The 16396-nt window shown below is 70.2% G+C and carries 10 protein-coding genes; 6 read left to right on the forward strand and 4 right to left on the reverse strand.

What is annotated here, in order from left to right; all coding sequences use genetic code 11:
- From D7Y15_RS36570 to D7Y15_RS36580, 3 genes are all read right to left on the reverse strand, one after another.
- Positions 1 to 6030: type I polyketide synthase (locus D7Y15_RS36570; protein WP_121755464.1), on the reverse strand; the 6030-nt coding region annotated here is incomplete at its 3' end.
- Positions 6031 to 6056: 26 nt separating this feature from the next.
- Complete coding sequence (locus D7Y15_RS36575) at positions 6057 to 7532, reverse strand: SDR family oxidoreductase (protein ID WP_121755465.1); 1476 nt, start codon at positions 7530 to 7532, stop codon at positions 6057 to 6059.
- Between the two features lie 90 nt (positions 7533 to 7622).
- Positions 7623 to 8120 carry a hypothetical protein gene (locus tag D7Y15_RS36580; protein WP_233605227.1) on the reverse strand — a complete coding sequence of 166 codons (498 nt, stop codon included), beginning with the start codon at positions 8118 to 8120 and terminating at the stop codon, positions 7623 to 7625.
- Between the two features lie 234 nt (positions 8121 to 8354).
- Here D7Y15_RS36580 and D7Y15_RS36585 point away from each other — a divergent pair, with 234 nt between their 5' ends.
- The 3 genes from D7Y15_RS36585 (at position 8355) to uvrA (ending at position 12633) form a co-directional block, all read left to right on the forward strand.
- A complete protein-coding gene (locus D7Y15_RS36585) occupies positions 8355 to 8786 on the forward strand; it encodes a YciI family protein (RefSeq protein ID WP_120595156.1) in 432 nt (143 codons plus the stop codon).
- A 68-nt stretch (positions 8787 to 8854) separates the two neighbouring features.
- Positions 8855 to 9970, forward strand: coding sequence for a serine hydrolase (locus D7Y15_RS36590; protein ID WP_121755467.1), 1116 nt, complete (start codon positions 8855 to 8857; stop codon positions 9968 to 9970).
- Positions 9971 to 10089: 119 nt separating this feature from the next.
- Positions 10090 to 12633 (forward strand): excinuclease ABC subunit UvrA, encoded by a 2544-nt coding sequence (uvrA, locus tag D7Y15_RS36595; protein WP_121755470.1) that lies wholly within the window; start codon positions 10090 to 10092, stop codon positions 12631 to 12633.
- Positions 12634 to 12660: 27 nt separating this feature from the next.
- On the opposite strand, the gene D7Y15_RS36600 is transcribed toward uvrA, so the two are convergent.
- Positions 12661 to 13431, reverse strand: coding sequence for a DUF4382 domain-containing protein (locus D7Y15_RS36600; RefSeq protein WP_121755468.1), 771 nt, complete (start codon positions 13429 to 13431; stop codon positions 12661 to 12663).
- A 240-nt stretch (positions 13432 to 13671) separates the two neighbouring features.
- Between D7Y15_RS36600 and D7Y15_RS36605 the strand changes: the two genes are divergently transcribed.
- From D7Y15_RS36605 to D7Y15_RS36615, 3 genes are all read left to right on the forward strand, one after another.
- The gene (locus D7Y15_RS36605; protein ID WP_233605228.1) at positions 13672 to 14337 is read left to right on the forward strand and encodes an RNA polymerase sigma factor; all 666 of its coding nucleotides are present in this window, start codon (positions 13672 to 13674) and stop codon (positions 14335 to 14337) included.
- Positions 14338 to 14340: 3 nt separating this feature from the next.
- Complete coding sequence (locus tag D7Y15_RS36610) at positions 14341 to 15138, forward strand: hypothetical protein (protein ID WP_121755469.1); 798 nt, start codon at positions 14341 to 14343, stop codon at positions 15136 to 15138.
- Positions 15125 to 16396: caspase family protein (locus D7Y15_RS36615; protein ID WP_148712962.1), on the forward strand; the 1272-nt coding region annotated here is incomplete at its 3' end. The genes D7Y15_RS36610 and D7Y15_RS36615, both read left to right, overlap by 14 nt.

Raw genomic sequence — 16396 nt, forward strand, 5'->3', positions numbered from 1 at the left:
GATCACCTCCAGGCCGTAGAAGCCGCGCTCGCTCTCGGTGAGCTGGACGTTGATGGGTTGGACGGGCTGGCCGTCCACCAGTTGGAGGAATAGCGCCTCGCCCTCGTCGGCGCGGATGCCGCGCAGCCGGCGGCTGGCTCCGAGCACGCGGTACTCCGACCCGCGCGTCATGCCGATGCCGTCCCAGGCGAGCCAGCCCACGCTGCACCACTGCACGTCCTGGCGCGAGTCACTGACCCAGGCGCAGAGCCGGTCCAGCGCTTCGTTCGCCGCGCCGTAGTCCGCCTGTCCGTCATTGCCGATGTAGCTGAACGCGGACGTCAGGACGTGGAAGGGCACGGGGGCCGGGAGGCGGCGTGCGCAGGACTCGCGCAGGTTGCGCAGTCCCAGCAGCTTGGTGTCCAGCGTGCTCCGAAGCTCCGTGAGCCGACGGCGGTGGAGCTTCTTGGAAACCTGCGTGCCCGCGCCATGGACCACCAGGTCGAGCCGTCCGTGTTCACGGATCAGCTCCTCCACCACGCGGTCCACGTCCTCGGGACGGGTGACGTCCGCGGCGCGGTAGGTCATCTGGCCGGGAAGCCGCATGAGTCCGTCGAGCGTGGCCCGCAGCTCACGCACGGCCAGGTGGCGCTCGAAGCGTGCACGCAGCGCGGGCATGCGCACCGTGCTGTCACGGGCGAGTTCCGAGGCGTAGAACTCGCGCTCCACGGCGCCCAGTTCCTCGTCGCGCGCCTGGAGCACGCGTGCGGGAGCGTCGGAAGGATCGCTGCGGCCCAGGAGGACGACCTTGCAGCCGTACCGCTTGAGCAGCGCTCCGGCGAGGACGGCCGTCACGCCACGGCCACCGCCCGTCAGCAGGACCACCGAGTTGGAGTCGAGCGTGACGGCGGGCCGTGCCGGAACGTCCGTGGGCTGGAGCAGCCGGACGCAGCGAACGGAGCCGTCGACGCAGACCTCCACGGGAGCGGTGTCGTCACCGGTGCTCAGCTCGGAAGCGACATGGTCGAGCGCCGTGCGAAGCGGAAGCGGACCCGTGGCGATGGCACGGATGCCACGCGTCGGGACCTCTCGGCCCAGGGACTTGAGCAGGCCGGCGAAGAGGCCGGTGACGGGATGCAGCGTCCGGCGCGCACCGACGCCGCCGATGCACAGACTCGCCAGAGTCACGGTGCCAGCGGACAGTCCCTCATAAGCGCGGCGAGCGGACAGGAAGAGCAACTCCAGCGCCTCATGGCGCAGGGCCGTGTCCGCGACGACGGAGGACTCGCTCTCCTCGGAGGACATGCGGCACACCGAGATGATGACCTGTGGCTCGAAGCCGAGCGCAGCCAGGTTCGCCTCCGCGGTCTCCTCCCGTGTCAGGTCGATGCCGTGGATCCGCGCTCCCTCATCGGAGGCGCCCGAGTGGAGGATGCGGAACTCAGGGCCGCAGATGTCATGTGCCTGGGCCGAAAGCTCACGGGCCACGGCCTCGTCTTGAGCGATGAACAGCACCCGCCGGCCACGCAGCTGCGACGCTCCGGTCGTCAGGGCCGGACGCTCGACCAGCACTGGCGCGTGGTAGCGGATGGCAGCCGAGTGGTCGAAACCGTCAGCGGTCTCCGGGATGGAGGCGGAGCTCGACGGCGAACGTGCCTCTTCCAGGCGATCCGAGCCCGCCCGCGCCTGCGCGGCACCGGTAGCCGTGGCGGACGCCTCGGGTTCCGAACGCGCGGGGAGCGTCGCGATGGCTCCTGCTGCAAACGGAGCGCCAGTCCCACGGACATCCAAGGTGCCCGCCTCCGGACCGGAGCGGCCCAAACCTGTCCGACTGTCGGACAAGTTTCCGTGGTTCGGCTGAGGAGGGGGCTCGTCCCGACCGACCGAGTTCTCCAAACCTGTCCGACTGTCGGACAAGTTCCTCTGGCTCGACTGAAGGGGGCGCCCCTCCCGGCCGAGGTTCTCCAAACCTGTCCGACTGTCGGACAAGTTTCCGTGGTTCGGCTGAAGGGGGAGCCCCTCCCGGCCGACTGGGCTCTGCGAACCTGTCCGGCTGTCGGACAAGTTTCCGTGGTTCGCCGCCGACAGGGCGGCCCCGCCGAGGTCTCGATTCTCAGCACTGGAGACAGAGGGCATGCCCGAGGACCTGGCGGCGTTGTCCATTACGCGGCGCTCCGCGGACGGAGCTCCTGCCGCCACCGCTTGTTCCTCCGGTACTCCAGTCTGGGCTCCGAGGTCAGGATGAAGCTGGAGCACCAGCTGGGTGCCGGTCGCGGCATCCGGATGGAAGCGCAGCGTGATGGCCTCTCCTTCGGTGGCGGCCCGCACCGCGCTCAGCACCTCCCTCGCTTCGTGGGCGGAGTGGGGCGGCAACGTGACGCCCGCCCCTGAACCGGAGCCCGCAGCTTCGGACATCCGCAGGTGGCACAGCGGCTTCAAGCCCCGCGCTTCAGCCTTCGCGGCCGTGGTCACCGCCAGCATCGTCATGCCCTCTTCAGGCGCGGACACAGCGGCGCCTTCTCCGGGCCTCTTCACGTGAGCGCTGCCCACGAGCACCAGTTCGAAGCCGCTGTCCAACAAGGCCCGTGAAGCGCGCAGTGACGCGGCCAGCGTGCCGGCCCCCGCGTCCACCACGAAGTTCGGTCCCTTGGTGTCGAGCACCCCCGCCACCCGCCCCGGCGTGACGTTGGGCATCATCCCCTGGAGCGTGTACGGACCGGACGGACGCAGCGCGCCCACCGCAGCATGGAGCCGGTCCACCAGCGGCAGGAGCCGCGTGGAGTCCGGCGCTCGCTGGATGTGCTCACGCAGCCTTCGCCGAGTGGAGTCCGCCAGCACTCGCTGCGTGGCCTCCACGCCCCGGCGCGTCTTGCCCTCCAACCCCAGGACGATGGCCGTCCCCGTCCGCAGCGAATCGAACGCCCCGAGCTTCTTCACGACGTCGCTCGCGACGATGAGCCCCAGGTGCTGCGTGAGGTCCATGTCCTCGGTGATGTCCGGCAGCAGCCGCACGGATGCGGGCAGACGCATCCCCTTGGCGTCGAATCGCACCTCCGGGAACATTCCCTCCGCGGCCACCACCACCAGTTCTTCGCTCGGAAGCTGCGTGGACCTGGCGCGCGGCGCGAGCGGGCCTCCCTGGTACTCCTCCAACACCAGGTGCGCGTTCGTGCCGCCGAAGCCGAAGCCGTTCGTGGCCGCACGGCGCGGATGGTCTCCATTCTCCGGCCACGGCTGCTCCCGCGTGCTCACCTCGAAGTCCGGCCCGAGCGCTCGCAGCCCCGCACCTGGACGGTCGAAGTGGGACTGCGGCGGGAAGCTCCGGTGCTCCAGCGCCTTGCACAGCTTGATGACCGATGCCGCACCCGCGGCCCACCCGACATGGCCGATCAACGCCTTCACGCTGGCGAGCTGGAGGCCCTTCCGCTTGCCTCCGAAGACACGGCCAATCGACTGCAACTCGGTGGTGTCTCCAGCCGGCGTGGCCGTTCCGTGCGCTTCGATGTACTGGATGGACGCCGCTTCAACGCCCGCCGCCGCGTAGCACGCCTCCATCGCGGCCACCTGTCCGTCCGCTCGCGGGACGTTGGCGGAGCTGCTGCGGCCGTCGCTGGACAGCCCCGCGCCGCGGATGACCGCGCGGACCTTCAGCCCCGCGGAGACGGCATCCTCCAGACGCATCAGGCCGACCACTCCCGCGCCCTCGCCGAAGATGACGCCATCCGCGCGCTCGTCGAACGGCCGGCTGCCCGTCGCGGAGAGCCCCTTGAACTGGGAGAACAGGCAGCTGTTGCCAGGGCCCGGAGAGAACACCCCTCCAGCGAGCACCAGGTCGGCTTCGCCGCGCTCCAGCGCCTTCATCCCCAGCGCGATGGCGTAGAGCGAAGAGGCACACGCCGCGTCCAGCAGCATCGTGGACACGCTCGGGCCCACCACGTCCGTCACCACCGATTGGAGGGTCGGATGCGGTGCCAGTTCGGAGGACGTCGCGGTGACACCCAGCGCCTCACGCATCAACGCGGAGAACTCCCGCGCCGTCTCGCCCCGGGCACGCAGCAGGGCTTCTCCCGCTTCCACGCACAGCGCGTCGTCGTACTCGGGCGACCCGTCCGCGGTGGATCCGAGCAGGCACTGGATGCGTCCAGGCGCACGCGGCGCGGTGGACCGCAAGGACTCCATCGCCTGACTGAGCGCGATGGCCAACAGCCGCTGCTCACGGCCATAGCGCTGGAATCGGTCCGGCGTGATTCCCGGAGGCGGCACGAGGTCGCTGTCCAGGACCCGCCCGGTGAGCAGCGTGTACGTGCGGTCCGGAGTCACCGCCGGACCCACGAAGTCCACCACCTGGTCCGGATGGCTCACACCCGTGTCGACGATGCCGCTGATGCCCCGCTGGATGTTCCTCCAGTACGTCTCCGGATCCTTCGCGCCGCCAGGAAGCATGCAGCCCAACGACACCACCGCGATGGCCGGAACCCCGGGCGCTGCATCCCGAGCGACATGCGTCACGGCCGGGGGACCCACGGGCAGCGAACGGTCCACGGACGTCATCGCCACGGACGTGTCCTTGGGAAGGATCCGCTGGACGATGCGCGTCAGCCGTCCTCCCGTGCCGCAGTCCACGAACCGAGCGCAGCCCGCGCCCACCAGCGTCTCCACCGCGCCCGGGAAGTCGAAGGGACGCACCAGGTGGGACGCGAGCGCCCCTGCCAGCTCGGACCCGCCACGTCCGTAAATCCGCCCCTCGATGGGTGAATAGATGGGCCCTCGCGCCGGATGCACGGCCAGGTCCGCGAGGCTCGCGCGGAACGCGGTGACCGCGGGCGCCAGGCTCGGGTGGTGGAACGGATAGCGGCTGGAGATGAACGTGAAGCCCTTGCCCTGCCGCTCCAGGAACGCGCGCAACCGCTCCAGTTCCTCACGAGCCCCCGCGACCACGGTCTGCCGCGAATGATTGCGGCCCGCGATCTCCAGCGACCTGGCTCCACTCTCCGCCACGGCCTGGACGGTCTCCGCCTCGGACAGGGCGACCGCCGCGAGCGTGCCCAGATCATCCGGCACGGTCTGGAGCGCTCGGATGCGACGGCACACCACCTCCGCGCCCGTGCGCAGGTCCATGGCTCCGGACGCGGTCATCGCCGCGATCTCCCCGAAGCTGTGCCCCACGAACACATCCGGCCGGGTTCCCTGCCGCTCCATCCATCGCGCCCCCAGGACTCCGGACAGGAAGATGCCGAGCTGATCCAACAGCGGCGCCGCGTCCAATGCCCGGCCCACCTGGGCGACGTCCTCCGCCGCGAGCAGCGGGCCCACGTCGATGCCCTGCGAGCGGCAGGCCTCCTTCACCGCCAGCAGCTCGTCACGCAGTTCCGGCTGGAGCGCCTTCAACTGGAGGAAGAGGGCCGGCTCGAACGTGCCCTGTCCCGCGAACAGGAAGGCGGTGGCGTTGGCTGGCAGCTGAAGGCCGGGCGCGGGCACCGACTCGGGAATGCGGACCATCCGCGAGACGCCGCGTGGAGCGGTGTCCGCCAGCAGTGTCCGCGCCAGTGCTCGCACGGCCTCCGGGAACAAGGCCTGCACGCCTCCACCTCCCTGCAAGGCGAGGTCGCGGAAGCTCTTCGGGCCCGTCGGTTCATGCATCGCCGCCAGCGACTCGAAGCTGCGCTGGAAGGACTCCGGAAACGCGCGCAGCGCTCCCTGCCGGTCCGCGCAGAGCACGGTCTGGTAGCCGCATGCCACCGGCGTGCCATCGCTCTTCAACGTGCGGAAGCAGAAGCGCAGGGATACCTCGCCGCGCTCCTCCAGTGACGTCAGGATGATCAGCCGGTCCCCCAGCGCCGCCGGGGCGAGGTTGCGCGAATAGCCCTCGTAGGTGAGCAGGAGCACCTGGTCGAAGTCGCGCCGGAAGTCGGGCTCTTCGAAGGCGTGCGGGCTGAAGAGCAGGTGCTCCCGGCCGGCGCACTGGAACTTGAAGTTGGTGAGGAAGTGATGGCTCCCGTAGGCCATCGTGTCGTCGAAGTGGATGTCGTACGGGACAGCGAAGAAGTCCATGGTGATGGCTCCTGGAAGGTGAGGGGTCAGGACGCGCGCGCGGCCGGCAGCAGGCCGTCCACGGTTCCGGAGAGGCCGGCGTCCACCACCCAGATGGCGCCATTCACTCGCTGCGTCTTCGGCCCGAGCAGCAGCTCGGTCACATCCGCGACGTCATCCGCGGTGCACAGCCGTCCACCGGGCGTCGCGGACTCCCAGCGCGCCACGCGCTCCGGCGCGTCCGGGAACATCCCCAGCAGGTCACCGTGTACGGGCCCCGCGGACACGCAGTTGGTGCGGATGCCCTCCGGCGCCAGCTCCGCGGCCAGGTAGCGCGTGAGGGACTCCACGCCCGCCTTCACCACGCCCTGGCAACCCAGGTCGTGCATGTACCGCTGCGACATGGACGTGGACATGGTGACGATGCTCCCGCCCCCACGCGCGGCCATCAGCGGACGGGCGCGCATCGCGCACTCGTAGGTGCCGGTGATGCAGGTGCGGAACGCCTTGTCCCAATCCCGGGGCGCGATGCGGTCGAACGGACCGATGAGCCCGTTGGACGCGTTGCACACGAGCAGGTCGAGCCCGCCCAACTGCTCGCGGATCGCCGCGAACATCCGCTCCAGGTGATCCTCCTGCGCGACGGAGCCCCACAGGTGGACCGCCTTGCCACCCGCATCGCAGATGTCCCGCGCCGTCTTCTCTCCGTCCTCGCGGGAGTGGAACGAGTTGACGACCACCGTCGCGCCCGCGCGAGCCAGCCGCGTCGCGATGACCCTGCCGATGCCCTTCCCTGAACCCGTGACGAGCGCGACCTTGCCAGCGAACGGCAGCTCCGTGCGCGACGGAACAGGCGCGGGTGCCACGTGGACGGGAGCGCGAGGCCTGGCTTCCACGACGGGCGGCGCGGCTGGCAGCAGCGCACGGGCCGCGTTGGCGATGGCGGCCATGGTGCGCAGGCGCTGCGAGGGCTTCGGCGCGTCGCTCAGCCCCAGTTCCTTCATGAGCACGGCCATCACCTCCGCCTGCTTCACGGAGTCGATGCCCAGCTCGTCCTCCAGGTCCGCGTGCGGCGTGAGTAGTTCCTCCGGGTAGCGCGTCACGCGTGCGAACACGGCGCGCACGCGGGGCAGGAGGTCCAGCGTGGCCGGAGCACCGGTGCTCGCCTTCGCATCACCGGTGCTCGCCTTCGCTTCGACGACAGCGGGGACTACGGACGTGGCGACATGGAGCGATGGTCCGGGCTCCGTGCCCAGCGCCTCCGTCACCGCCCCGGCGATGGCGCCGAGCGTGCGCGCCTTCCCGTTTCGCGGCAGCCGGTCCGGCGGCAGCTGGAACTCACGCGCGATGACCGCGGCGATCTCCGCGAGCTTCACGGAGTCGATGCCCAGCTCGTCCTCGAGCTGCGCATGCTCCGTCAGGATGTCGAGCGGATACCGCGTGACGGACGCGGCGCACTGCCGCACCTGCTCCAGGATGTTCGAAGGCGTGGATGTATGGGATTGAGAAGAACGCGCGGACATGATGGCCCCTGTCGGTTCAATGCGTGACGGGGCCGACTGTAATTGGGGGTCTGACACGTGCCGCGAAGCGACGTGCACAGCTCACAGCAATCAAGGAGGCAGCGAAGACTCCTCGTGCGCGGGAATACGCACGCCCTGTTCGCGAGCCCCGCGAGCACGCCGCCATCCCAGCCACAGGGGAATGATCAGCGACGGCAGCGTGAGCAGATCCGTGATGTCCACCGTGTGCACCGTGGGACGGACCGAGGGAATGCGCGCGCCCCCGAGCCATGCGCGCAGCGCGTAGAAGGGCCACTGCAGTGCGCCCAGCGCCCAGCGCCACGCATCCCCCGCGTCGGAGGAAATCTTCGTCGCGCCGAAGCACAGCCCCGTCAGCACGACCGCTCCCACGAGCACCGGGAACGAGGGGCGGAATTCCCGCGCTCGCCGCTGGAACGCCTGCTCCCACAGCGCCTGGAGGAGCACCGGGAACATCGCGAGCCCGGCGACGTCGGAGAGCTTCCCCGTCCACCACGACGGCCAGCGCGCCTTGAACACGTGGTCGTTCAGCACGAGCAGCACCACGGCCACCAGGACCACGGGGTGCATGAGACCGCTGGCCGGAGAGGGCTTCGCGCCGGTGGATGTCACGCCCGCGTGCATGGGGGGCACTGTCACATTCGCGGCCGGGACATGGGAAGTCCCGTGATTGCGAGGGTTTGGAAGTCGCGGTGGGAAAATAAAAAGGCCGTGTCGATTTCCCCCAGCCCCATTCGTTGCGTCCCTGAAGGCAACAGAAGAACACCCCCCGCGGCCCGACGGCGCGCGGCAGGAGACACGACCGTGCGCTTCATGATCATCCGCAGGGCGGACAAGGACACGGAAGCCGGCGTGCTCCCGGACGAGAAGCTGCTGGCCGCCATGGGCGCCTACAACGAGGAGATGGTGAAGGCGGGCGTGATGCTCCAGGGCGAGGGCCTGCACCCCAGCAGCAAGGGCGCCCGCGTGAAGTTCACGAACGGCAAACCGGCCATCGTCGACGGTCCCTTCACGGAGACGAAGGAGCTCATCGCCGGCTTCACCCTCATCCAGGTGAAGTCGCGGGCGGAGGCCCTGGAGTGGCTCAAGCGCTGGCCGTCCATGGACGCGGGCGGCAACGTGGAGCTGGAGCTGCGGCAGGTCTTCGAGGACGACGACTTCGGCGCCGAGTTCACGCCCGAGCTGCGAGAGCAGGAAGCGCGCATCCGCGAGCAGGCCGCGAAGAACATCCGCTAGTCGCGATGGCGCCTCCGCGTGACATAGGCTGCCGCGCTTCCAGGGCCGGAGCGAAGGCAGGTGCAGCGATGTTCCAGCGGATGGTGCTGCTGTGCGCGGTGTGTCTCATGGCGTGCGGAGGCAAGCGGGTGCCTACGGGGCCGGGCTCGCCTCCGGACCGGCTCGATGACGGCTGGGCCGTGGCCTCCTTCGAGGACACGGGCATTCAGCGCCCGTGGTTCGACGCGCTGGAGCACGACGTGGCCGAAGGCACGGTGGAGGCGCCGGACGCGGTGCTCGTCGCGCGAGGAGGCCAGCTCGTCTACGAGCGCTACTGGAACGACTTCACGCGGGAGAAGGCGCACGACCTGAGGTCCGCCACGAAGAGCGTCACGTCGCTGCTGGTGGGCATGGCGCACGAGCGCGGCCTGCTGCCGGACCTGGACGCGCCCGTGCTCCCGCTCCTGCCGCACCTGGCGCCGGTGAAGAACGCGGATCCGCGCAAGGAGCGCATCACGCTGCGCCACCTGCTCCAGATGCGCTCCGGGCTGTCGTGCGACGACTGGGACCCCGAGTCCCCCGGCAACGAAGAGCGGATGTACGACACGGATGACTGGGCCCGCTTCATCGTGGACGTGCCCATGCGGGACGAGCCCGGCACCGTGACGCGCTACTGCACGGGCGGCGTGGTGCTGCTGGGCGCCGTGCTGGAGCACGTCAGCGGCCGCTCCATCCCGGACCTGTCGCGCGAGTGGCTGTTCACACCGATGCAGGTCCAGGACGTCACCTGGCAGCCCGCGGGCAAGAAGGGCACGGACACGGGAGGCCACCTGCGCCTGCGTCCGCGCGATTTCCTCAAGGTGGGGCAGCTCATGCTCGACGGCGGCGTGTGGCAGGGCGAGCGCCGCGTCTCCGAGGCGTGGGTGGCGGAGTCCGGCAAGGCGCTGGGGCCGCTGGGCGACGCGAACTACGGGCTCTTGTGGTGGAGCGCCCGCTTCGTCATCCAGGGCACGCCGGTGGAAGTGTCCTTCGCGCGGGGCAATGGCGGGCAGTACGTCTTCGTCGCCCCTTCGCTGGGCGTCACCGCGGCCTTCACCGGCAGCTACTATAATGATGCGGGCTCGGCGCTTCCCCTGGTCCTGTTCGGACAGTACGTGCTGCCGGCGGCGCTCGGGCTGGAGCGGCCGGGGGCTCGGGGCGGCTGAGCCGCCAGGTCTCGTGTCCTCCGCCAGACGGTGGAGGTCCGGAACTCATCTGGATTCCGACGAGGCGGTTCGCTTCTTGGATGACCGCGCGCTGACGGGTGGGCAACGTCCGCCCCGGCATGGCCACTCCGAAAGCACCTCGCACCCGCAAGCCTCCCGACCCCTCCGGCTTCGTCCGCGTCCGGGGCGCCCGCGAACACAACCTGAAGCACGTGGACGTGGACATCCCTCGCGACGCGCTGGTGGTCTTCACCGGCGTGTCCGGCTCCGGCAAGTCGTCGCTGGCGTTCGGGACGCTCTACGCGGAGGCGCAGCGGCGCTACTTCGAATCCGTGGCCCCGTACGCCCGGCGCCTGATTGATCAGGTGGGCGTGCCGGAAGTGGACTCCATCGACGGGCTGCCCCCGGCGGTGGCGCTCCAGCAGCACCGGGGCGCGCCGACATCGCGCTCGTCGGTGGGCAGCGTGACGACCCTGTCGAACTCCGTGCGCATGCTGTACTCGCGCGCGGGCAACTACCCGTCGAAGCTGGAGCGGTTGGACTCGGATGCGTTTTCCCCGAACACGCCCGCGGGCGCGTGCCCCAAGTGCCACGGCATCGGCCGCGTGTTCGAAGTCACCGAGCGCTCCATGGTGCCGGATGACTCCTTGAGCATCCGCGAGCGCGCCGTCGCCGCGTGGCCGCCCGCGTGGCATGGCCAGAACCTGCGCGACATCCTGGTGACGCTCGGGTACGACATCGACAAGCCCTGGCGCGACCTGCCGAAGAAGGACCGCCAGTGGATCCTCTTCACCGACGAGCAGCCCACGGTCCCCGTCTACGCGGGCTTCACGTCCGCGGAGGTGAAGCGGGCGATGGCCCGCAAGGAGACGCCCAGCTACATGGGCACCTTCACGGGCGCGAAGCGCTACGTGATGACCACCTTCGCGACGACGCAGAGCGCGATGATGAAGAAGCGCGTCGCCCGCTACATGGTCGCCAGCGACTGCTCGCTGTGCGAGGGCAAGCGCCTGAAGCGCGAGTCCCTGTCGGTGACGTTCGCGGGCCGCGACATCGGCGAGCTGTCCCGCATGCCGCTGGAGCAGGTCGCGGAGCTGATCAAACCCACGGCGGAAGGGAAGGGGAAGGACGCGGATGTCATGGCCCGCGAACACCCGGAGAAGCTCATCGTCGCCCAGCGCATCACCAAGGACCTGCTCGCGCGCATCCAGGTGCTGACGGACCTGGGCCTGGGCTACCTGTCGCTGGAGCGCAGCACGCCCACGCTGTCACCGGGTGAGTTGCAGCGGCTGCGGCTGGCCACGCAGGTGCGCTCCAACCTCTTCGGCGTGGTGTACGTGATGGACGAACCGTCCGCCGGTCTGCACCCCGCGGACACGGAGTCGCTGCTCACGGCGCTGGACCGGCTGAAGGAGGCGGGCAACTCGCTGTTCGTGGTGGAGCACGAGGTGGACGTCATCCGCCACGCGGATTGGATCGTCGACGTGGGCCCTGCGGCAGGTGAGCACGGCGGACGCGTGCTCTACAGCGGGGTGCCGGAGGGACTGGCGAAGGTGGAGGCGTCCCGGACGCGGCGCTACCTCTTCGAGGAGGAGGACCTGCGCCGCCGCGAACCCCGGAAGCCCACGGGGCGGCTGCGCCTGGAGGGCGTGAAGCGCAACAACCTGCGCGGCCTGGACGTGGACTTCCCCCTGGGCGTCTTCACCACGGTGACGGGCGTGTCCGGCTCCGGCAAGTCCAGCCTGGTGAGCCAGGCGCTGGTCGAACTGGTGGCGGGAAGACTGGGCCAGACGCTGGCGCCGGAAGAGGAGGAGGGCGAGCCGCTGGACCGCGAGCCGGTGATGGCGAGCGAGGGACATATCAAGGAAGGGATGGAGGCCATCCGCCGGCTGGTGACGGTGGACCAGAAGCCCATCGGCCGCACGCCGCGCTCCAACCTGGCGACGTACACGGGCCTCTTCGACCACGTGCGCAAGCTGTTCGCGGCGACGCCCCTTGCGAAGTCGCGCAAGTACGGCGCGGGGCGCTTCTCCTTCAACACAGCGGGAGGCCGCTGCGACACGTGCGAGGGCGAAGGCTTCGTGAGCGTGGAGCTGCTCTTCCTGCCCAGCGTGTACGCGCCGTGCCCCACGTGCCACGGCACCCGCTACAACGCGAAGACGCTGGAGGTGCGCTACCGCGAGAAGAACATCGCGGACGTGCTGGGGCTGACGGTGGACGGCGCCTTCGACTTCTTCACTGAAGAGCCGCCGCTCCAGCGAGCACTCAAGGTGCTGCGAGACGTGGGCCTGGGCTACCTGCGCCTGGGCCAGCCCGCGACGGAGCTGTCCGGAGGTGAAGCCCAGCGCATCAAGCTGGCCACGGAGCTTCAGCGCACCCAGCACGGCGACACGCTCTACGTGCTGGACGAACCCACCACGGGCCTGCACCCGGCGGACGTGGACAAGCTGATGACGCAGCTGGAAGGACTGGTGGACGCGGGCAACACGGTCATTGTCGTGGAGCACGACCTGCGCGTCGTCGCCGCCAGCGACCATGTCATCGACGTAGGGCCCGGCGCGGGCAACGCAGGAGGCCGCGTGGTGGCGCAGGGCACGCCGGAGCAGGTGGCGAAGGTGAAGGAGAGCCGCACCGCTCCGTACCTGGCGCGAACGCTCGGGTGACGGAGCGGCGGGACGGCGGAGATGGGTTCAGTCCTCGCCGCCGCTCCGGCCGCCGTGACGGTCGTGGTCGTCGTCGTCCTCGCCGCCATTGCGGTCGTGGTCGTCGAAGGCGTCGATGGACTTCTGGAGGTTGTTCTCCAACTGCGACCGGGCGCTGGACTCGCGCGGGTCCAGCCGCTTGCCGTCCTTGTCGGTGAACCAGCCGCTCGGGTCGATGTTGAAGGTCACGTTCTGGTCGTCGCCCTCGGCGATTTCGAAGCTCACCTCGCGCTCCTGCTCCACGCGGAGGCTGGAGACGAACTGGAAGGGCTCGCCGTCGATGTGGCCGTCGATGATGAGGGACGCACCCTGCTCCGCCAGCTCCTTCAACGCGGTCGGGGCGGTCGCGGGGTCGACCTTGCCGATGTCGAATTCGATCTCGTCGTAGGTGCCGACGTCCACGGAGATGTCCTGCAGGCGCACCATCTGGCCGTCCAGCGCCGTGCCGGACAGGTCGATGAGGAAGGGCCCCGTGCGCTGCTTGAACTCGGACTTGTCGTCGTCGCTCCCGGCGTCGGAGTCGTCGTCGGAGCGGTCGTCATGGTGGCCTTCGCGCTTGAGCTCCAGCTCGCGCACCGACAGCCGCACGCGCTCCACGGTGATGCCATTGGAGAGCTCCAGCCGCTGGCTGGACGTGCGCGTCAGGGCCGAGCCCGTGACCGCGCTCCCCATCCGCGTGCTCAACCCCACCGAGGACGTGCTGTTGCCGCACGCGGACAGCCACATGAGGGACGCGAACAGACCGATGAAACGACGCATGACGTGTGTCTCCTGGTTCCGTGGGGGATGACGGGCCCGTGGACTCGCACCGGCCGTGCGATGTCCGCCCGTCATCCCTTCCGCTGAAGGAAAGGAGTCCGGCCGCGAAAAACGGCCACGGGCCGGGGTTTTCCGCGCGGATTTCCGGAGGGAGGCCTGGGGAATCGGCCGGGCGTACGTGGCCGGAAAAGCCCCCCGTGACTCCTTCCTCAGGGACGGTTACTGAACAGGGGTCATGGCTTGCATCCTCTCACCTGGACCGGCATCGCCTCGGGGGCACTGCCCCGGCACGCGGTCGTCGCGCGCGTGCGCGAAGCGGGCGGGGAGGGCGGCGTGACGGAGCAGGAGCTGGCGGACTGCATCCGCCGGGCTGCGCGGGGTGATCAGTCCGCGTGCGGTCAGCTCTACCAGCGCTTCCACGGGGCCGTGCGCCGCGTGGCCCAGGGCTCGGGAGTCCTGGGCACGGCGGAGGTGGAGGACGCCGTGCAGGAGACGTTCGTGCGCGCCTTCCGCGAGCTGCCCCGGCTCCAGCATCCGCGCGCGTTCAGCGGCTGGCTGCTGACCATCGCGCGGCATCACGCCTATGCGCTCAGCCGTGGCGCGAAGGCCCGGGCCCGCGTGGAGGAGGAACTGGCGCGCGAACTGGACACCGTCGCGCCCGCGCTGCCTCAGTCGTTGACGCTGGAGCGCCGCGTGGCCGTGGTGCGCGCGCTCATCGAAGACCTGCCCGAGGGCCCGGAGAAGGAGACCGTCCGCCTCTTCTATTTGGAGGGCGAGCTGAGCGCGCGGGAGATCGCCGACCGGCTGGGACTGGGCAAGAGCGCGGTGACGATGCGGCTGGAGCGCTTCCGGGCCCGCGTGAAGCGCGAGCTGCTGGCGCGGCTGCTGGCCGCGGAGGTGGGCTGAACCATGGGCGCGAGCGACAGACATCTGGACGTGGAGTCCGCGAAGCAGCTCGAACGGCGCGAGCCCGAAGCGGTGCGATACTTCGCAGAGCACCTCTCGCATCCGTGCGAGACGTGCGAGGCGTTCCTCGCGCGCGACGACGCGGAGCCCGATGCGCTTCCGGGGTTGAATGCGCTGGCGGACGAAGCGCTCGTCGCGGCCTCGGGCCGTCCCGTCCGCGAGAATGCGGTCGGTTGGGCGCGGGTGCGCCGGAAGCTGCGCGCGCCCCAGCGTGCATGGCTGACCGGAGGACTGGGAGCGGTGGCCGCCGCGATCCTCCTGGCGCTCGTGGTGCGTCCGGGGGCCGGAGGTCCGGGCAGCGTGGAGCCGCCCTCGCAGCGCATCAAGGGCACTGCACCGCTCGCGCTGGAGCTCACTGCCGCGGCGCGCTTGCCGGACGGCGAGGTGCGCGCGGTCGCCGCGGACGCGGTGCTTCCGCCCGAAGCCGTGGTGCTGCTGCGCTACCACGCCAGTGAGTCCGCGGACGCACTGCTGGTGCGCGAAGCCCCCGGTGTGCCGCCGCAGGTGCTGGGCCGCCATGCATTGACGCCGGGCACGCACGACCTGCGCGACGGCGAGGACCTGGCGGGCGTGTCTCTGGAGGATGAGCGCGGACCCGTGACGCTGGTGTTGGTCGCCTGGCCGCACGGTGAACAGGAGAACGCGGCGCTGGAGGCGGTGCGCGTCAGCGGACAGGTGCCACCGGACGCGGCCCAGGCCCGCCTTCGCTTGAAGGTGGAGTCGGGGCATGCTGCTCCCTGAGGAGCCGCGCGTGTCCCGCCTGCTGTTCATCCCCGTGGTGCTGGCGCTGGTGGTGCTCGGCGCGTGCAGCTCCGTGGAGTCGCGTGAGAAGGGCCGCGCGGTGCGGGTGCGCCTGGATGATGGCGTGCTGGCGTCGGCGCAGGAGGGCGAACGGCACGCGCTGCTCATCGGCATCTCCTCGTACACGGATCCCGCATGGAACGGGCTGCGCTACGCGGCGAAAGACGCGGACGACCTGGGCCGAGTGCTGGCGGATCCGGCGCGCGGAGGCTTCCGCTCCGTGACGGTGCTCACGAGGCCGGAGCAGACGACGCGCACGTCGGTGCTCGCCGCGCTCCAGGCGCTGGAGGCGCGTCCCTGGCGGCCCCAGGACACGGTGGTCGTGTACGTGTCCGGGCACGGTTCGCTGGCGCGCGACGCGAGGGGCGAGCTGCAGCGCTACCTGGTGACGTCCGACACCCGCTACCGGGACGTGGCCGGCACGGGCCTGGACATGGCCACGCTGGAGCAGTCGCTGGAGCGGCTGGGCTCACGGCGGCGCGTGCTGGTGCTGGCCACTTGTCACAGCGGCACGGGCAAGTCGCTGCTGCCGCCGGAGGTCCGCGACGAACTCTCGCACACCAAGGCGTCCTTCCTGCCGCAGCCGTTGGAGGCGGCGAGCCGCGCCTCACTGGTGCTGTCCGCCAGCGACTGGGGCGAGGCCGCGCGAGAGGACGACGCGCTGGCCAATGACATCTACACGCACTTCCTCATCCAGGCGCTCGACGGAAGCGGCGACCGCAACCGCGACGGCGCGGTGAGCGCCACCGAGGCCCACGATTGGGCCCGCCGCAACACCTGGGCCTATACGGAAGGGCGACAGCGTCCCAGCGCGCAGATATTGGAAGTGGGCGCGGATCCGGTGCTGCTGTCCGGTTCCTTGCAGCGGCCGGGACAGCCAGAGGTCTTCTCCTACAGCGCGAGGCTGGAGGGTTTCACGCTCAAGGTGGACGGCCACGACGCGGGCGAGCTGCCCGGAGGCGTGGTGGTGCCGGAGGGCAAGCGGAAGCTGGAGCTGCGCAAGGGCGGCCAGGTGTTGTGGGAGGACACCGTGGCGCTGCGCTCCGGCGAGCGGCGCGAACTGGAAGCGTTCCTGCGTCCCATGACGGACGGCCCCAAGCGCACGGTGACGCTGGGCGGAGGCGTGCTCGGCTTCCTGGATGGACAGAGCCGCGAGCAGGTGCTGCCGGCGTCGGCGCAGGCGGGCGTGGGGCTGGGC

It is taken from the genome of Corallococcus sp. AB030, from assembly GCF_003668965.1.
GTDB classification, from domain to species: Bacteria; Myxococcota; Myxococcia; order Myxococcales; family Myxococcaceae; genus Corallococcus; species Corallococcus exiguus.